The organism is Streptomyces camponoticapitis, from assembly GCF_014646115.1.
Taxonomy (GTDB): domain Bacteria; phylum Actinomycetota; class Actinomycetes; order Streptomycetales; family Streptomycetaceae; genus Streptomyces; species Streptomyces camponoticapitis.
Genome location: NZ_BMMV01000004.1, coordinates 378,360 through 396,494, shown reverse-complemented (window position 1 = coordinate 396,494; position 18,135 = coordinate 378,360). Strand labels below are relative to the sequence as shown.

The following is an 18,135-nucleotide window of genomic DNA, read 5'->3' as shown; positions in this document are numbered from 1 at the left end:
CGGAGTCGAGGATGCGGTCGACCACACCCGCCATGCATCGCAGATTTCGAGTAATCCCAGGCCAGACCCGCTGAACGCCGGTCGCGACGCACCCGCACAGGCGGGACTAGATATCATCGTCCAACGACGCTAGCATCAGCGCAGCCCGGTTGATCTGCGGGTGACGGGTCCACACGGGTACGGGGGTGGTGGCCGCAACTCGTCGACGCAGAATCCACGATTCGCCCGCCCGGTAACCGGGCCTCCTGCCGGCGTGACACGGCTAATTCCTCCGGCCCCTCACACACTGCTGCGGTACGTCCGGATTCCCCTCATGCCCCCGGTTCGCCCCGAGTCGTCGCGCCCCACCTCGTCCTGGCGGGTGACAGGACCGGCCGCTCACTCACGGAAACGGGAAAGCGATGGATGCGCATCAGACCACCTCACTTCTCATCGGGCTCGCGGTCATCGTGCTGCTGGCGCGCATGCTCGGCGTGCTGGCCCGGAGATTGGGGCAGCCGGCGGTGATCGGTGAAGTCCTCGCGGGGATCGCACTGGGTCCGACCCTGTTCAACGGCGCCATCACGGAGGCTCTTTTCCCGGACTCCATCCGGTCGCTGCTCGCCGCGCTGTCCGTCATAGGAATCGCGGTCTTCATGTTCATCGTCGGCCTCGAGTGGAACGCGGCGATGATCCGCGGCAGCGGGAGCCTGGCGGCTTCGGTGTCGTTGACGTCGATCGTGGTGCCGTTCGGCCTGGGCGCGCTCCTGGCGCTGTACCTGATGGACGACTACGGATCCGACGACAGAACGGCGTTCATGCTCTTCATGGGCATCGCCATGTCGATCACCGCGTTCCCGGTCCTCGCACGCATCCTCACCGACCGGCGCATGACCCACACCTCGCTCGGCGTCATGGCCCTGGCGTGCGCCTCGATCGACGACGTGCTGGCCTGGACGCTGCTGGCCGGGGTGGTCGCGATCAGCGGCTCCGACGCCTCCGAGCAATGGCGCATCCTGCTCACGGTCCCGTACCTGCTGGCCATGCTCCTCGTCGTCCGCCCGCTGCTGCAACGCTTCGTGGCCGCCCGGCCCGGGCTCCGGCTCTCCCCGACGCTCTTCGCGTGGACGCTCGCCGGCCTGCTGCTGTCAGCCGCCGCCACCGAGTGGGTGGGCCTGCACTACATCTTCGGGGCGTTCCTCTTCGGCGCGATCCTGCCGCGCACCGGCACCGAGCAGGTGCGCGACCAGATACAGGACCGGCTCGGGCAGATGAACGGCACGCTGCTGCTGCCGGTGTTCTTCTTGGTCGCCGGCTTGAACGTGGACCTGTCGGAGCTGGACACCGCCGGACTCGGCGCCCTCGCGCTGATCCTTCTCGTCGCCATCGGCGGCAAGTTCGCGGGCGCCTTCGCCGCAGCTCGCCTCAACCGCATGCCCGTCCGGCAATCGGCCGCACTCGCCACCTTGATGAACACCCGCGGCCTGACCGAACTCATCGTCCTGAACGTCGGCCTTCAACTGGGGTTCATCGGCCAGGACCTGTACTCCCTGATGGTGGTGATGGCCGTGGTCACGACCGCGATGGCAGGACCCCTGCTGACCTGGATCATCGGCCCACCAGGCAAGGACGAAGACACCCAGCCGCACGGCAGCGCGGACGACGCGGGGCTCGTGGCGGACGCCGCCCGCTAGCGAGCGCCCGTACCGACCCTCACCCAGCCCGCCCCGGGAGGCTTGGACAGGTGTTCACCGAGACATCGCCGGGCAGCCGCATGGCCGCCGACCCGCAGACCGGACCCGAGGTCCCGGGGCTGGAGCTGGTGTGGTCCGGCCACGTGCCGAGCCACGCCGCCGAGGCGCGCCGCTACGAGCACTGGCTGGACGCGGCGGAACGCGAGCGCCTCGCGAGCCTGCGGCGCACCGAGGACCGGGACCGCTACCGCACCGCGCATGTGGCGCTGCGCCGGCTTCTCGCGGACCACCTCGGCGGGGATCCCGCCGAGGTGGTGATCCGGCGTGCGCCGTGCTTCGTGTGCGGCGGCCCCCACGGGCGGCCCGTGATCCCCCGGGACCCCGTGCATTTCTCGCTCTCCCACGCGGGTGACCAGCTCCTCATCGCCCTGGCCACCGAGCCCGTCGGCGTGGACGTCGAAAAGGTCCCCGACGCCACGGCGGTGACCGAACTCGCGGGGACCCTGCACCCGGCGGAGCGCAGCGCGCTCGACGGCATGTCGGGTATGCGCCGCCGGATCGCGTTCACCCGATGCTGGTCGCGCAAGGAGGCGTTGCTGAAGGGGACGGGTGCGGGGCTCAACGCCGGCCTGGCCACCGTCTGTTCCGGCGTGGAAGCCGTCCCGGCCCAACCGGAGGGGTGGCGGGTGGCCGACCTGCCGGCGGCGGCCGGCTACGCGGCGGCGTGCGCGGTCAAGCGCCGATGACGTAGGGCTCGGCGGGGCCCGGGACCACCGCGCTCAGGCGACTTCGCCGCCGGCTGCGGGAACGTCACTGCCGCCGGCCGGGCGCAGGTCCATGCCGTTTCCCGTGACCCCGAGCAGCACCTGCGCGGAGGCAAGCACATCGAGCACTTCCGGGTGGGCGAGGGAGTAGAACATCTGCCGGCCTTCCGGCCGCGCCACGACCAAGTCGCAATCCCGCAGACACGCCAGGTGCGCCGACACGGTGGACTGCGCCATGCCCAGCAGGGCGGTCAGATCGACGACCCGCGCCTCGCCGGCGGTGAGCCGCTGCACGATCGAAAGACGAGTCGGATCGGACAGGCCGTGGAACAACGCTGCCGCAGGGGCCAGCTCACCCCGCGTCCGGGCCGCAGACTCACTTGCCGTCACCATAACGGCTATAGTAACTGCACTGTCCACCACTCATACCCAGCGGCATCCCGCGCGATCACCCCCGCGGAGCCCGGCAGCTCGCGGGCGGGGACGGGTTCCGGTCCGCGGCGGCGGTCAGAACAGCGACTTGGCATGCGCGATCGCGGCGCGGGCGCGATCGAGTTCGGCGCAGACCTCGGCACCGGCCGGCGCGTGAAAATAGTCCCGGGACCGCACCTTGGTGACCAGGAACTCCAGGCGGGCCAGCTCGGCCGCGTATTCCTCGACCTCCCGAAGCGTCGCCCGGCTCTGGCCGGTCTCCACCCCGGCGGAGAGGGTGGGCAGCCGCTCCAGCACCTCCCCGTACTCGATCGTCACGGCCCGGCGGAATTCGTCGATCAGCTCACGGCGCTCCACCTTGTCGTCGATGCGCAGGTGCAGACAGCGGGCGCTGCCGCCGTCGGCCTCGATCCTGGCGACCAGCTTCCGGAGCACTTCGGCGACCGCCGGCCGGTCGGGCAGCATGCATACCGACTGCTGGAGGTAGACCGCGCCCAGGCCGTGCAGCTTCCGCCATACGTGCACCCGCAGCGAATCCGCGGCGCCCGCCGTGCTCACCGCCACCAGCAGCCACGCCTCCTCGTCGGCGGACGGCTCCTCGTCCACTCCGGATGCCTTGCTCAAATGTTCGGTCACAGCAGCAACGATACGAGTGCCGCGGTGTCCGTCCGGCCTCGCCCAAGACCGGTTCCCGGTAGACATGGGCGTTGAGCTTCGCTATCATCGCCCTTCAGCGATGACACAACTGGAAGCTGTCACTCCAGCGAGCGCCCGTGGGTGCGTCCAAGCGGCCGGCCCACACGCGCACGCGGCGGGCACTTCTTTGTTCCTCGGCGGCATCGCCCCGACGACCGGACTTTTCTGAGGTGTTGCATGTCACAGGCAGACGGCCCGCACCCGGCGCCGACGTTGTCCCCGCTGCGCCGGTGGCTGGGTCTGGCCGCCCTGGCGGTCGCGCTCCTGACCGTCGGACTGGACGTGATGGTGCTCAACGTCGCGCTGCCCACCCTGGCGGGCGACCTCGAGGCGAGCACGAGCCAACTCCAGTGGATCGTCAACGCCTACACCGTGATCTTCGCCGCCCTGATGCTGCCCGCCGGCAGCCTCGGTGACCGCTACGGCCGCAAGAAGCTGCTGCTGGCGGGGCTGGCGGCGTTCACCGCCGCCTCCGTCTGGGCCGCCTACAGCGGCAGCGCCGCCATGCTGATCGCCGCCCGTGCGGCCATGGGGGTCGGCGCGGCCGTCATTGTGCCGCTCTCGCTGGGCATCCTGCCCGTCCTCTTCCCGCCGGAGCAGCGCCGGCGCGCCATCGCCGTCTGGGTCGGTGCCCTGGGAGTCGGTCTTCCTCTCGGGCCCATCGTCGGCGGTTGGCTGCTGGAGCACTTCTGGTGGGGCTCGATCTTCCTCATCAACCTGCCCATCGGCGCCGCCGCGCTGATCACCGCGGTCGTCCTGCTGCCGGAATCCCGCGATCCGGCCGCGCCCCCGGTGGATCTGCCCGGCATCGCCACCTCCGTGCTGGGCACCGCCGCCCTGGTGTACGGCATCATCCAGGGCCCCGACGACGGCTGGGCCGATCCGGGTGTGCTGGTCGCGATCGCCGGCGGCATCGCGCTCCTGGCCGCTTTCGTCCACCGGCTGCGCCGGGCGGAACACCCCCTCATCGACCCTCGGTTGTTCACCAACCCCTCCTTCACCTGGCCCGCCCTGGCGGCCACCGCGGGCACCTTCACCCTCGTCGGCGTGCTGTTCGTCGTGCCGCAGTACCTGCAAATCCTCGGCGGCCACACCGCGTTCGAGACCGGCGTCCGCCTCGTGCCGCTCGTGCTGGCCCTGCTGGTCGGCGCCGGCGCGGTCGACAAGATCGTCACCCGGATCGGGCCCAAGATCCCCATGGTGGCCGGGCTGGCCTTCGCCACCGCCGCGTTCGTGGCCTACTCCCGCGTCTCCCCGGACTCCTCCTACACCTACAGCGCCCTCTGCCTGGCGGCGATCGGCTTCGGCGCCGGGCTCGGCCTCACCCCGGCGGTCGACCTCGTCATGGGCACTCTGCCCGAGCACCGCGCGGCCGCCGGCTCCGGTCTGCTGATGGCGATCCGCCAGGTCGGCGCCGCCTTCGCCATCGCCATCCTCGGCACGGTGCTCAACGCGATCTACACCCGCAACCTCGACGGGCATCTGGAGAATCTGCCGGAACCGGTGGCCGACGCAGCCAGAGATCAGATCGCCGGTGCGTACGCCGCCGCGGAGCGCATCGGCGAACCCCAGGGTGCGGAACTCGCCGGTGCCGCCGCCGACGCGTTCACCCGGGCGATGTCCGGCGTCTTCCTCACCAGCGCGGCCATCTCGGCCGCGCTCGCCCTCCTCATCGCCCTGCGGCTCCCCGCCTCACCTGCCAAGGCCGCCGACGAGACCGACTGACCGATTCGGCTCCCAGCACGGCTGCCCGGCACCCGCCGACGAAACATCCCCTATCGTGCCCGACAGAACCCCTATTCCTTGCCCGGCGGCCTCCCGATGCGGCCGGGCGCGCGGCTAGAATCCATGGCCTGACCGGGTGAAGTGTGGGCATAATAGCGCCGTGCCGGAGCACGACAAGGCTACGCGCTACGCAGAGCGAATTCGCTGTCGCCTCGTTCGCCAGGGGAGTTGATTCGGCCAAGATCTTCCGCGGAAGAAGTGCGCCACCCTCCCAATCGTGGACGCCATGCCAGGGGCCGCCGCCCCCGAGCCCGGCGTCCGGCCACTGCGACCGCGACCGGCCCAACTCCACGGAAACGGTCCGAGTGCAGCACCCGGGGCGACCGGCTGACGGCGCGTCGGGTTCAGCGGGCCCTTCCGTCATGCTGCGGCGGCTTGTGCCGGCAGCTCGACCTCGGGGGTTTGCATGGTTACTCGAATCGCAGTGGCGGGCGGCGGCATTGCCGGGCTGAGCGCCGCGCTGCTGCTCGCCCGGCAGGGCTACGAGATCGTCCTGGTGGAGAGAGACGGGCCCCCACCGGAGCGACTCGACGGCGTCCAGAACTGGCACCGGCCCGGTGCTCCGCAGATCCGTCACCCGCACATGTTCCTCGGCCTCTTCCGCCACCTGCTCCGCACCCGGTTGCCGGACGTGCAGGCCGACCTCCTCACACACGGCATCGACCTGGCGGGCACCGGGTGCCGCAGGGCGACCATCGAATGGGCCCTGCACCGCGCGGTGTGGGCGCAGGACGCCGTCCGGATCCACCACGGCGTGTCCGCCCGGGAGGTCGTCGTCGACGCGGGGCGGGTCCGCGGCCTGCGCATCGACGGCGGGGTGATCGAGGTGGACGCCGTGGTGGACGCCACGGGGCGGTACTCGCCGCTGGCCGACGCCTGCGCGGGAGAGGTCGAGGAGAGCCCCAGCGGCATCGTCTCCTACAGCCGTCTCTACCGGCTGCGCAACGGCGTCCCGCAGCCGGCGCCGTTCCCCGACCCCATCATCTTCGCGGGCGGCATGGGCTTCGGCGGCGGGCTCTACACCCACGACAATCGCACCTTCACGGTGCTGTTCGCCCGGCTGCCCGAGGACGACCTGCTCGGCAGGCTGCGCGAAGACGGTGCCTTCGAGGCCGCCACCCGGGCGGTGCCCCAGTTCGAACCGTGGCTGCGCGACGGCAGCGCCGAGCCGGTCGGCTCCGTCGTCTCGATGGCCGGGTTCTCCAACACCTGGCGTGAGCTGCCGCCTTCGGCGCCGGTCGGCTACCTGCCGATCGGGGATGTCCTGTGCACCACGTACCCGATCATGGGGCGCGGTACGTCGCTCGCCCTGGCCGGCGCGGCGCGGCTGAGCGAGCTGATGGCGGACGGGAACGTTGAACTGGAGGCCGTGGGTGCGGGGATGCGGGCACACGCCCGCGACGACGTCCGCCCCTGGTACGACGACGCGGTGCACGAGGACGCCGAGCGCACCAGAAGCTGGCGCGCGACGGTCGGCGCCCGGGCCGACGGGCCGGAGTCGCCCGGTGCTCACCGAGCGGATGGTGAACTGTCTTTGGTCGTGCTGGTCGCCTTGGCCGGCCGGCACGACCCACGTCTCGGGGAGCTGGCGCAACGGCGTATCAACCTGCTCGTGCATCCGGACAGCCTGGACACCCCGGAGGTGCACGAGCGGCTGCGCGCCGTGCTGGCCGGCGAGCGGCGGACTCCGCTGCTTTCGCCGGAACCCACGTACCAGGAGCTGACGCGCGCACTCGCCGCCCACCGCATCGGCTGACCGGCCGGGACGGCTGCCCGCCGGAGACCCGGCGGGCAGCCGTCCCGATCAGGAATCCAGCAGGCTCAACTCCAGGGGAAGGCTGGAGCGATTGCTGACCTTGAGTTTCCGGTAGACGCGGGTGAGATGCTGCTCCACGGTGCTCACCGTGACGCGCAGAGAGTCTGGCTGATCTCCCGGTTGCTCCGCCCCTGCACCGCGAGCGCGGGGGGTGCCGGTGCGATCATCCGGGCATGACAGTGATCGAGGTCGTACAGGGCGACATCACGCGCCAGGACACGGAAGCCATCGTCAACGCGGCGAACGAGTCGCTGCGCGGCGGGGGCGGTGTGGACGGGGCGATCCACTGGGCGGCGGGCCCGCGGCTCGCGGAGGCGGGCGCGGCGATCGCGCCGTGCGAGCGGGGCGACGCGAAGGCGACACCCGGCTTCGATCTGCCACCGCCGATCCGGCATGTGATCCACACGGTGGGCCCGGTCTGGAAGGGCGGCGACCGGGGTGAGGAGGACGTCCTGGCGTCCTGCTACCGCCGCTGTCTGGAGGTGGCGGACGAACTGGGCGCCAGGAGCGTGGCGTTCCCGGCGATCTCCACGGGCATCTTCGGTTTCCCGCCGGACCGGGCGGCCCGGATCGCGGTGGACACGCTCCGGTCCACGCGGACGGATGTCGAACGGATCAGGCTGATGGCGTTCGACAGGGAAACGCACGGACTGCTGACGGCGGTGGTCGCGGCGGAGTAACGGGGTCCGTGGGCCGGAAGACCCGCCGGCCGGGCGGGCGCGTCGATGCCGTACGGACGCCGACGCCCGCGTTACAGGCGAGCGGCGGGTGGCGGGTGGCGGGTGGCGGCCGTCGGCACCGCCGGAGGGAGGGCCCGCCGGGGCGACGCGGTCGGCCGGCCTCTCCCGGTGCGGGAAAAACGGTCGTCCCAGCGTCGGGATGTCCGTGAGGATGGGGGGATGAGCCGACTCACCCATGTGCACTCCCCCGCCGGCGTCGCCCCCGGCACCGGTTACAGCCATGTCGTCTGGGGCACCGGGCGCTTCGTCGCCGTGTCCGGGCAGTGCGCCTTCGACGCGGACGGCGGGATCGTCGGCGTGGGGGACGCCGGGGCGCAGGCGCGGCAGGTGTTCGAGAATCTGCGGCGCTGTCTGGCGGAGGCCGGCGCCACCTTCGGTGACGTCGTCAAGCTGACGTACTTCGTGACCGACGTCGCGCATCTGCCCGCCGTACGTGTCGCGCGGGACGAGGTGATCGACACGGAGCGGCCCCCGGCCAGCTCCGCCGTCCAGGTGGCGGCGCTCTTCCGGCCCGAACTGCTCGTCGAGATCGAGGCGTTCGCGATCGTCGGCGAGGACGCCTGACCGCCATGGACCTCCGTATACGCGCGATGACCCCCGACGACTGCGAGGCCGTCGCCGCCGTGCGGATCGACGGCTGGCGGTGGGCGTACGCCGGGTTGATGCCGCGGGCGTACCTCGACGCGCTGAGCGTCGAGGCGGACGCGGCCCGGCGGCGCGGCCGGCTCGCCGACGGGGACGGCACGGTCGTGAACGTCGTGGCCGAGCGTGACGGCGCGGTGGTCGGATGGGCCTGCTTCGGGCCGTGCCGGGACGAGGACGCGCCCCCCGGCGCCGAGGAGCTCTACGCGCTGTACGTACGCCCGGACAACGTCTCCACCGGCGTCGGCCGCGCGCTGATGGACACCTGGCTGGAGCGCGCCACCGCCGGCGGCCGCTCACCACTCCTCCTCTGGGTCCTGGAGGAGAACGACCGGGCCCGGCGCTTCTACGAAAAGGCCGGATTCACACCCGACGGCGCGCGGGAGCCGTTCGAGGCCGGCGGCGTCGACGTGCCCGAGGTGCGTTACGCGCGGACCCTCACGCGAGCCGGCTGAGCGCCTCCGACGCGGCGCCGGAGAGCCGGGGGTGCGCACGGGCGGCCCGGAGCAGGGGCAGCGCGCGCCTGTCGCCCAGCTGCCCCAGCCCCTCGACGCACGCCAGTGCCACCCGCCAGTGCGTCTCGTCCGGCGCGAGCAGCCTCTCCAGGGTGGTCAGCAGGGCCGGTACGGACTCCGGTGCCCGTAGCTCGGTGAGCAGCCGCACCGGGTGGAGCGCGTACGCGGTGCGCAGCACGTTCGTCGCGAGCGCGGCGGCGGCGCGCGGGGTACGGGGGTCGGCCAGCCGGGCCAGCGCGTGGGAGGCCGAGACGCAGCGCTCCGGGTCGCGGTGGTTGAGCAGCAGGACGAGCGTCTCGAACGCCCGCCGGTCCCCCGCGCAGCCCAGCCGGAAGGCGGCCATCTCCCGTGCCCAGAGGGGGTGTTGGGGCGCGATGAGGACCTCGGCCAGCTCCTCGTGGTCGTCGGTGGCGATCAGCCGCCGGTAGGTGGCCGAGCCGCCGGACTCGGCCCGTACCCGCTCGGCGAGTGAGCGCAAGTCCTCGTCGGTGATGCCGTGTGCGGCACGGGCGGTGACCGACGCGCGGGGTGAGGTCACCCCGGCCGCCTGTGCCGCTCCCGCCGTCTTGGCAGGTCCTGCCTGCCGTTCCAGCTCGCTCATGCCGGGCAGGGTATCCGCGCTCCGTGTCCGCCGAGGTGCTCTCCGTGACCGGCGGGGCCGCGAACGGCCGGTTTCCGCCGGTGACGCACCGCACATCCGCGCAGGGCTGGCGCGCTCGTTACCCGCCGGTTAATCTCAAGTGAGCGGGAAACCCCCGCGGCTCCCGGTGGCCTGGTGACGCAGCCACCGTGAGTGTCCGTCGGTTCGGCACAACGCGGTTCGGCAATACCGCGGCCGTCTTCACCACGGCCGTCCTCACCTCCGCCGCACGGCGCGACCCCGGGACAGGGTCCGCCGGTTCTCGTTCCTCCCTGCCATCGACCGCCGCCGGTACGCCCGCGCGGCAAGCGACACGCGACACGCGCTGTCCCCCCTCTTCAGTCGTCACTCACCCCTGGAGTCCCCTGATGGACATCCCTCTCTCCACCATCGCCGTCGTCGGTCTCGGCACGATGGGGACCGGCATCACCGGGGTCCTCGCCCGCGCCGGCCGTGAGGTCATCGGCATCGACATCGACGAGAGCGCCACCGCCCAGGCGGTCGGCGTCTTCGAAGCGTCCACCGCGCGCGCCGTGGAGCGCGGGCGGATCACCGGGGAGGAGCGGCGCTCGATGCTCGCCCGCTTCCGTACCTTCACCGATCTCGGGGCCGCCGCGGACGCCGATCTCGTCATCGAGGTCGTCCCGGAGTCGTACGAGATCAAGCAGCAGGTCTTCCGGGCGCTGGACGGGATCGTCTCCCCCACCGCCATCCTGGCCACCGGCACGAACGCCCTGTCGGTGACCCGGCTCGCCGCCGACTCCGCGCACCCCGAGCGCGTGCTCGGCCTGCACTTCTTCAACCCGGCCCCCGCGATGAGGCTGGTCGAGGTCGTGTCGTCGGTGCTGACGGCGCCCACGGCCGTCACCGCCGTCACCGGGCTGGCGCGTGAGCTGGGCAAGGAGCCCGTCGCCGTGGGCGACCGGCCCGGCTTCGTCGCGGACGGGCTGCTCTTCGGCTATCTGAACCAGGCGGCCGCGATGTACGAGGCCAAGTACGCGTCGCGCGAGGACATCGACGCCGCGATGCGGCTCGGCTGCGGGCTGCCGATGGGCCCGCTGGCGCTGCTCGACCTGATCGGCGTCGACACGGCACGCACGGTCCTGGAGGCCATGTACGCCGCTTCGCGCGACCGGCTGCACGCCCCCGCGCCGGTGCTCAGGCAGCTCAGCGAGGCCGGGCTCACCGGCCGTAAGGCCGGGCGCGGCTTCTACACGTACGAGGCGCCGGGCAGCGGCACCGTCGTACGCGACGCGCTGACCCCACTGGCCGACGGGAGCGGCGCCGGGAGCGAGAGGACCGTCCGCTCGGTCGGCGTCGCGGGCTCGGGCACGATGGCGAGCGGGATCGCCGAGGTCTTCGCGAAGGCGGGTTACGTCGTGGTGCTCGCGGCCCGCAGCCAGGAGAAGGCGGACGCCGCGAAGGCGCGCGTGGCCAAGTCCCTGGGCCGTTCCGTCGAGAAGGGGCGGCTGACCGGAGAGGCGCGCGACGACGCGCTGGCGCGCATCACGCCCGCCGGTTCGCTGGACGCCTTCGACGAGGTGGATCTCGCCGTGGAGGCGGTGACCGAGGATCTGGAGGTCAAGCGGCAGCTGTTCGCGGCGCTCGACAAGGTCTGCAAGCCGGGTGCGGTGCTGGCCACCACGACGTCGTCGCTGCCGGTCGTCGCCTGCGCCCGCGCCACCACGCGCCCGCAGGATGTCATCGGCATGCACTTCTTCAACCCGGCCCCCGCGATGAAGCTGGTCGAGGTGGTCCGGACGGTCCTCACCTCCGACGAGGTCCACACGACGGTCCGCGAGGTGTGCGCGACGATCCGCAGGCATCCGGTGGACTGCGGCGACCGGGCCGGTTTCATCGTGAACGCCCTGCTGTTCCCCTATCTGAACAACGCGGTGAAGATGGTCCAGGAGCACTACGCGACGCTGGACGACATCGACGCGGCGATGAAGCTCGGCGGCGGCTATCCGATGGGGCCGTTCGAGCTGCTGGACGTGGTCGGTCTGGATGTCTCGCTGGCCATCGAACAGGTCCTGCACCGCGAGTTCCGCGATCCGGGGCTGGCTCCGGCACCGCTGCTGGAGCACCTGGTCGCGGCGGGCTGTCTCGGCCGTAAGACGGGCCGGGGTTTCCGCGAGTACGCCGCCGGGAGGTAGGCCCGGTGACAGGCCCGGCCGGGGCCCGGCGGCAGGCCCCGGTGGCGGCCCCCACAGGCGCGCCGTCCTGCGCGGATGCAGTACGTTCGGGTCATGGCTCAGCCCGCTGACTCCGCCCGACGGCCCGCCCGTACGCACACGACGTCCGACACGCCGGAGAGCGCGGCGGGCAGCCGCGCGGCGGCCCAGCGGCTGAAGATGCGCCGGGAACTGTCGGCGGCGGCGATGGAGTTGTTCTCGACCAAGGGGTACGAGGCGACGACCGTCGACGAGATCGCCGCGGCGGCCGGGGTCGCGCGCCGGACGTTCTTCCGGCACTTCCGTTCCAAGGAAGAGGCGATCTTCCCCGACCACGACGACACCCTCGTCCGCGCGGAGGCCGTCCTGAACGCGGCGCCCGCGCACGAGCATCCGCTCGACACGGTGTGCCGGGGCATCAAGGAAGTCATGCGAATGTACGCGGCCTCGCCGACCCTGTCCGTGGCGCGCTACCAGCTCACCCGCGAGGTGCCCGCCCTGCGCGAGGCCGAGATCGCCTCGGTGGCCCGCTACGAGCGGCTCTTCACCCGCTATCTGCTGGGCCATTTCGACGAGCACGACCACCCCGAGGGCAACGACGACCCGCTGCTCGCCGAGGTTGCCGCGTCCGCCGTCGTCACCGCGCACAACCATGTGCTGCGGCGCTGGCTGCGGGCCGACGGCCAGGGCGATGTGGAGGCGCAGCTGGACCACGCCTTCGCGATCGTCCGCGACACGTTCGGCTCGGGCATCGCCGCGGGCCGGACCATGGGCGGCGACCGGCAGCCGGCGGCGACGGTGAGCACCAGCGGCGAGGTCCTGGTGGCGGTGGCCCGTACGGACGCGCCGCTGGACGAGGTCATGCGCACGATCAAGCAGGCGCTCAAGGACGCCTGACCCGCGTCGGTGACCGGCCCCGGCCGGCCCTCCACCGACACGCCCGCGGTGACACGCCTCAACTGAGCCACGCCGCCACCAAACAGCCACCTAAGGTGACATTTCACCTCACAGAGTGGACTGCTGGTGCTCATGCGTGCCACCCGGATGACAACTGAGACAGATTCTTGGCACGCAGTGCCTTGTCGTATGACACGGCGTGCCATACGTTATGGGTGTCCGGGCGGCCGGCGCACCGAGATCTCTTCTGCGCCGGCTGTCCCCGCGAGCCACCCGGCCCGTGCGCCCGGACGCCTGCGTCACAGGCATTCCGCACGCCCACCCAGCGTCGCCGTGCACCACCCCGCGCCGAACCGACGGCACACCTCCACCACCCCACGCGCACAGCGCAACCCCACGTCCCATCCCTCAGGGACCTGTTCAGCGTTCCCGCAACACGCTCCGCCGGAGGCCACACCGTGAAGGACATCCTGGACGCCATCATGTCGCCGGACAGCTCGCCCGCCGACTTCGCCGCACTGCCCCTGCCCGAGACCTACCGCGCGGTGACCGTGCACAAGGACGAGACCGACATGTTCGCCGGTGTCGACTCCCGCGAGAAGGACCCGCGCAAGTCTCTCCACATCGACGACGTGCCGGTGCCCGAACTCGGCCCCGGCGAGGCCCTGGTGGCCGTCATGGCCAGCTCGGTCAATTACAACTCCGTCTGGACGTCGATCTTCGAGCCGATGTCGACCTTCGGCTTCCTGGAGCGCTACGGCAAGCTCAGCGAGCTGTCCAGGCGTCACGACCTGCCGTACCACGTCATCGGGTCCGACCTGGCCGGGGTCGTGCTGCGCACCGGCCCCGGGGTCAACACCTGGCACCCGGGAGACGAGGTCGTCGCGCACTGTCTCTCCGTCGAGCTGGAGAGCTCGGACGGGCACAACGACACGATGCTCGACCCCGAACAGCGCATCTGGGGCTTCGAGACCAACTTCGGCGGCCTGGCCGAGATCGCGCTCGTCAAGTCCAACCAGCTGATGCCGAAGGCCGCACACCTGAGCTGGGAGGAGGCCGCGGCCCCCGGCCTGGTCAACTCCACCGCGTACCGCCAGTTGGTGTCGCGCAACGGCGCCGGGATGAAGCAGGGCGACAACGTGCTGATCTGGGGGGCGAGCGGCGGACTCGGCTCGTACGCGACCCAGTTCGCGCTCGCCGGCGGAGCCAACCCGGTCTGTGTGGTCTCCAGCGACCAGAAGGCGGAGATCTGCCGGCGCATGGGCGCCGAGGCGATCATCGACCGGACGGCCGAGGAGTACCGCTTCTGGCAGGACGAGCACCGCCAGAACCCGCGCGAGTGGAAGCGGTTCGGCAAGCGCATCCGTGAACTGACCGGCGGCGAGGACGTCGACATCGTCTTCGAGCACCCGGGCCGGGAGACCTTCGGCGCCAGCGTGTACGTCACCCGCAAGGGCGGCACGATCGTCACCTGCGCCTCGACGTCCGGCTTCACCCACGAGTACGACAACCGCTACCTGTGGATGTCGCTGAAGCGGATCGTGGGCTCGCACTTCGCCAACTACCGCGAGGCGTGGGAGGCCAACCGGCTCGTCGGCAAGGCGAAGATCCACCCGACGCTGTCGAAGGTGTACCCCCTGGAGGAGACCGGCCAGGCCGCCTACGACGTGCACAGCAACCGCCATCAGGGCAAGGTCGGGGTGCTCGCGCTGGCACCCCGCGAGGGCCTGGGGGTGAGCGACCCGGGGACCCGGGCCAAGCACATCGACGCCATCAACCGCTTCCGGGACGTGTGACATGCCGGAAGCGGACCCCGAACGGGCGGCCGCCGGCCCCGCCGGCGGCAGGCGGCCGAAGGACCGGCCGTGGCTCATGCGGACGTACGCCGGCCATTCGACCGCCGAGGCGTCCAACGCGCTGTACCGGAACAACCTGGCCAAGGGCCAGACCGGTCTCTCGGTCGCCTTCGACCTGCCGACGCAGACGGGCTACGACCCGGACCACGTCCTGGCGCGGGGCGAGGTCGGCCGGGTCGGCGTCCCCGTCTCCCATCTCGGCGACATGCGGCGGCTGTTCCAGGACATCCCGCTGGCGAAGATGAACACGTCGATGACCATCAACGCGACCGCCATGTGGCTGCTGGCGCTCTACCAGGTGGTCGCCGAGGAGCAGGGCGCGGACAGCGATCTGCTCCAGGGGACGACGCAGAACGACATCGTGAAGGAGTACCTGTCGCGCGGGACGCATGTCTTCCCGCCGGTGCCCTCGCTGCGGCTGACCACCGACATGATCACGTACACGGTGGCGCGCATCCCCCGCTGGAACCCGATCAACATCTGCAGCTACCACCTCCAGGAGGCGGGGGCGACCCCGGTCCAGGAGGTCGCGTACGCGATGTCGACGGCGATCGCCGTGCTGGACGCGGTGCGCGACAGCGGGCAGGTGCCGGCGGAGCGGTTCGGCGATGTCGTCGCCCGTATCTCGTTCTTCGTCAACGCCGGGGTGCGGTTCGTCGAGGAGATGTGCAAGATGCGCGCCTTCGGCCGCATCTGGGACCGGATCACCCGCGAACGGTACGGCGTGGCGGACGAGAGGCAGCGCCGCTTCCGGTACGGCGTCCAGGTCAACTCCCTCGGTCTGACGGAGGCGCAGCCGGAGAACAACATCCAGCGCATCGTGCTGGAGATGCTGGGCGTGACGCTCTCCAAGGACGCGCGGGCCCGCGCCGTACAACTCCCGGCGTGGAACGAGGCGTTGGGGCTGCCCCGGCCGTGGGACCAGCAGTGGTCGCTGCGGATACAGCAGGTACTCGCCCTGGAGAGCGATCTGTTGGAGTACGACGACATCTTCGCCGGGTCGCACGTCGTGGAGGCGAAGGTGGCGTCCCTCGTCGAGGAGTCGCTGGCGGAGATGGACCGGATCGAGGAGATGGGCGGTGTGATGGCCGCCGTCGAGTCCGGCTATCTGAAGTCGCGGCTGGTCTCCTCGCACGCCGAGCGCCGGGCGCGTATCGAGTCGGGCGAGGAGAAGATCGTCGGCGTCAACTGTTTCGAGTCCACCGAGCCCAATCCGCTGACCGCCGATCTGGACACCGCGATCATGACCGTCGACCCGGCGAACGAGGCGCGGGTCGTGGCGGCGCTGCGGGAGTGGCGGGACAGCCGGGACGAGGCGCGGGCGGGCGAGTCGCTGGCCGCGCTGAAGCGGACGGCGGCCGGCACCGACAATCTGATGGCGGCGACCGTGGAGTGCGCGCGGGCCGGTGTGACGACCGGCGAGTGGGCCTGGGCGCTGCGGGAGGTCTTCGGCGAGTTCCGGGCGCCGACCGGGGTGAGCGGCGCGCCGGTCGCGGTCGCCGCCGAGGCCGGGACGCCGCTCGCCGCCGTACGGGAGAAGGTGTCCCGTACGGCCGCGGAACTCGGCTCGGGGCGGCTGCGGCTGCTGGTGGGCAAGCCGGGGCTGGACGGCCACTCCAACGGGGCCGAGCAGATCGCCGTACGCGCGCGGGACGCCGGGTTCGAGGTGGTCTACCAGGGCATCAGGCTGACACCCGAACAGATCGTGAACGCCGCCGTCGCCGAGGACGTGCACTGCGTGGGCCTGTCGATCCTGTCGGGCTCGCACGCCGCGCTGGTGCCCGACGTGCTGGGCCGGCTGCGCGAGGCGGGGGCCGGGGACATCCCGGTGATCGTCGGCGGGATCATCCCGAGCGCCGACGCCGAGGCGCTGCGGGCCGCCGGAGTGGCCGCCGTCTTCACCCCGAAGGACTTCGGGATCACCGAGATCATCGGCCGTATCGTCGACGAGATCCGTCACGCGAACAAGCTCGAACCCCTGGACCCCCTGGAGGTTTCCCCATGACCACGTCGGCCAATTCGCCGGACACGCCCGCCAACAGGCTGCGGCCCAGGCGCTCCTGTCTGGCCGTCCCCGGCTCGAACCCGCGCTTCCTGGAGAAGGCACAGGGCCTCCCCGCCGACCAGGTCTTCCTCGACCTGGAGGACGCCTGCGCGCCGCTCGCCAAGGAGGGCGCGCGGCACACCGTCGTCGACGCGCTCAACAAGGGTGACTGGACGGGCAAGACGCGGGTCGTACGCGTCAACGACTGGACGACGCACTGGACATACCGTGACGTGATCACGGTCGTGGAGGGCGCCGGCCACAATCTGGACTGCGTCATGCTGCCAAAGGTCCAGGACGCGCAGCAGGTCGTCTCGCTCGATCTGCTGCTCACCCAGATCGAGAAGACGATGGGCTTCGAGGTCGGCCGTATCGGTATCGAGGCACAGATCGAGAACGCCAGGGGCCTGGTGAACGTCGACGAGATCGCGGCCTCGTCGCCGCGGCTGGAGACCATCGTGTTCGGGCCCGCCGACTTCATGGCGTCGATCAACATGAAGACGCTGGTGGTCGGCCAGCAGCCGCCCGGTTACGGCGCGGACGCCTACCACTACATCCTGATGCGGATCCTGATGGCGGCCCGTACCCATGATCTCCAGGCGATCGACGGGCCGTTCCTCCAGATCCGGGACGTGGACGCGTTCCGCGAGGTCGCGGGCCGGGCCGCCGCGCTGGGCTTCGACGGCAAGTGGGTCCTGCACCCGGGCCAGATCGACGCCGCGAACGAGATCTTCTCGCCGTCGCAGGAGGACTACGACCACGCGGAGCTGATCCTCGACGCGTACGACTACGCGACGTCCGAGGCGGGCGGCAAGAAGGGGTCGGCGATGCTCGGGGACGAGATGATCGACGAGGCGAGCCGCAAGATGGCGCTGGTCGTCTCCGGCAAGGGACGCGCCGCCGGTCTGCGGCGGACGTCGAAGTTCGAAGCCCCGGAGGCGTGAGAGATGCGATTCGGGCGCACGTTTGAGGAGTTCGAGGTCGGCGCCGTCTACAAGCACTGGCCGGGAAAGACCGTCACCGAGTACGACGACCATCTGTTCTGTCTGCTCACGATGAACCACCACCCGCTCCATCTCGACAGCAACTACGCCCAGAAGACGACCGACTTCGGCAAGAACGTCGTGGTGGGGAACTACATCTACTCGCTGCTGCTCGGCATGTCGGTCCCCGACGTCTCCGGCAAGGCCATCGCCAATCTGGAGGTCGAGTCGCTGAAGCACATCGCGCCGACCTTCCACGGCGACACGCTGTACGGCGAGACGAGGGTCCTGGAGAAGACACCGTCGCGGTCGAAGGACGACCGGGGCGTCGTGTACGTCGAGACCACGGGCTACAAGCAGGACGGCACCGTCGTGTGCGTCTTCCGCCGCAAGGTGATGGTGCCGACCGCGACCTACATCGACAAGCGCGGCGGCGAACAGCCCGGCCGCCCCGAGCCGATCACGCAGGAGAGCTGAC

Annotated in this window: 16 protein-coding genes and 1 pseudogene; 13 read left to right on the top strand and 4 right to left on the bottom strand. The window is 71.2% G+C overall.

Annotated elements, in window-relative coordinates; genetic code table 11:
• The first annotated feature begins 401 nt into the window (after window positions 1-401).
• Both IEY79_RS08855 and IEY79_RS08850 read left to right on the top strand, forming a co-directional pair.
• Window positions 402-1,673: a cation:proton antiporter domain-containing protein gene (locus IEY79_RS08855; protein ID WP_189106776.1), complete on the top strand. Its 1,272-nt coding sequence runs from the start codon at window positions 402-404 to the stop codon at window positions 1,671-1,673.
• A 50-nt stretch (window positions 1,674-1,723) separates the two neighbouring features.
• Complete coding sequence (locus IEY79_RS08850) at window positions 1,724-2,419, top strand: 4'-phosphopantetheinyl transferase family protein (protein WP_229700754.1); 696 nt, start codon at window positions 1,724-1,726, stop codon at window positions 2,417-2,419.
• A 33-nt stretch (window positions 2,420-2,452) separates the two neighbouring features.
• Here the strand turns inward: IEY79_RS08850 and IEY79_RS08845 are convergent, their stop codons facing one another.
• Both IEY79_RS08845 and IEY79_RS08840 read right to left on the bottom strand, forming a co-directional pair.
• On the bottom strand, window positions 2,453-2,830 hold the full coding sequence (locus tag IEY79_RS08845; protein ID WP_189106775.1) for an ArsR/SmtB family transcription factor: 378 nt from the start codon (window positions 2,828-2,830) through the stop codon (window positions 2,453-2,455).
• 114 nt (window positions 2,831-2,944) lie between these two features.
• A complete protein-coding gene (locus IEY79_RS08840) occupies window positions 2,945-3,505 on the bottom strand; it encodes a Chromate resistance protein ChrB (protein ID WP_189106774.1) in 561 nt (186 codons plus the stop codon).
• A gap of 237 nt (window positions 3,506-3,742) precedes the next feature.
• On the opposite strand from IEY79_RS08840, the gene IEY79_RS08835 reads away from it, so the two are divergent.
• Window positions 3,743-5,290, top strand: a complete 1,548-nt coding sequence (locus tag IEY79_RS08835) for a DHA2 family efflux MFS transporter permease subunit (RefSeq protein WP_189106773.1) — start codon at window positions 3,743-3,745, stop codon at window positions 5,288-5,290.
• A gap of 466 nt (window positions 5,291-5,756) precedes the next feature.
• Entirely contained in the window at window positions 5,757-7,106 is a 1,350-nt protein-coding gene (locus tag IEY79_RS08830; RefSeq protein WP_189106772.1) for an FAD-dependent oxidoreductase, read from the top strand.
• A gap of 48 nt (window positions 7,107-7,154) precedes the next feature.
• On the opposite strand, the pseudogene IEY79_RS38345 reads toward IEY79_RS08830, so the two are convergent.
• Window positions 7,155-7,309: pseudogene (locus IEY79_RS38345) on the bottom strand (response regulator transcription factor); the annotation flags it as partial.
• Window positions 7,310-7,339: 30 nt separating this feature from the next.
• Here IEY79_RS38345 and IEY79_RS08820 point away from each other — a divergent pair.
• The 3 genes from IEY79_RS08820 (at window position 7,340) to IEY79_RS08810 (ending at window position 9,003) form a co-directional block, all read left to right on the top strand.
• Window positions 7,340-7,846 (top strand): O-acetyl-ADP-ribose deacetylase, encoded by a 507-nt coding sequence (locus tag IEY79_RS08820; RefSeq protein WP_189106771.1) that lies wholly within the window; start codon window positions 7,340-7,342, stop codon window positions 7,844-7,846.
• Between the two features lie 219 nt (window positions 7,847-8,065).
• Window positions 8,066-8,470 (top strand): RidA family protein, encoded by a 405-nt coding sequence (locus IEY79_RS08815; protein ID WP_189106770.1) that lies wholly within the window; start codon window positions 8,066-8,068, stop codon window positions 8,468-8,470.
• A gap of 5 nt (window positions 8,471-8,475) precedes the next feature.
• On the top strand, window positions 8,476-9,003 hold the full coding sequence (locus IEY79_RS08810; RefSeq protein ID WP_189106769.1) for a GNAT family N-acetyltransferase: 528 nt from the start codon (window positions 8,476-8,478) through the stop codon (window positions 9,001-9,003).
• Here IEY79_RS08810 and IEY79_RS08805 read toward each other — a convergent pair.
• Window positions 8,987-9,556 (bottom strand): adenylosuccinate lyase, encoded by a 570-nt coding sequence (locus IEY79_RS08805; RefSeq protein ID WP_229700763.1) that lies wholly within the window; start codon window positions 9,554-9,556, stop codon window positions 8,987-8,989. The two genes, IEY79_RS08810 and IEY79_RS08805, sit on opposite strands and share 17 nt — an antisense overlap.
• A gap of 515 nt (window positions 9,557-10,071) precedes the next feature.
• On the opposite strand from IEY79_RS08805, the gene IEY79_RS08800 reads away from it, so the two are divergent.
• The 6 genes from IEY79_RS08800 (at window position 10,072) to IEY79_RS08775 (ending at window position 18,134) form a co-directional block, all read left to right on the top strand.
• Window positions 10,072-11,859, top strand: coding sequence for a 3-hydroxyacyl-CoA dehydrogenase family protein (locus IEY79_RS08800; protein ID WP_189106767.1), 1,788 nt, complete (start codon window positions 10,072-10,074; stop codon window positions 11,857-11,859).
• A gap of 75 nt (window positions 11,860-11,934) precedes the next feature.
• Entirely contained in the window at window positions 11,935-12,774 is an 840-nt protein-coding gene (locus tag IEY79_RS08795; RefSeq protein WP_189106766.1) for a TetR family transcriptional regulator, read from the top strand.
• Window positions 12,775-13,256: 482 nt separating this feature from the next.
• Window positions 13,257-14,570, top strand: coding sequence for a crotonyl-CoA carboxylase/reductase (gene ccrA / locus IEY79_RS08790; protein ID WP_189106816.1), 1,314 nt, complete (start codon window positions 13,257-13,259; stop codon window positions 14,568-14,570).
• 1 nt (window position 14,571) lies between these two features.
• Window positions 14,572-16,635: an ethylmalonyl-CoA mutase gene (locus IEY79_RS08785; protein ID WP_189106765.1), complete on the top strand. Its 2,064-nt coding sequence runs from the start codon at window positions 14,572-14,574 to the stop codon at window positions 16,633-16,635.
• A complete protein-coding gene (locus tag IEY79_RS08780) occupies window positions 16,632-17,618 on the top strand; it encodes an HpcH/HpaI aldolase/citrate lyase family protein (protein ID WP_189106764.1) in 987 nt (328 codons plus the stop codon). Before IEY79_RS08785 ends, IEY79_RS08780 begins: the two co-directional genes overlap by 4 nt.
• A 3-nt stretch (window positions 17,619-17,621) precedes the next feature.
• Window positions 17,622-18,134 (top strand): MaoC family dehydratase, encoded by a 513-nt coding sequence (locus tag IEY79_RS08775; RefSeq protein WP_189106763.1) that lies wholly within the window; start codon window positions 17,622-17,624, stop codon window positions 18,132-18,134.
• The last annotated feature ends 1 nt before the right edge of the window (window position 18,135 follow it).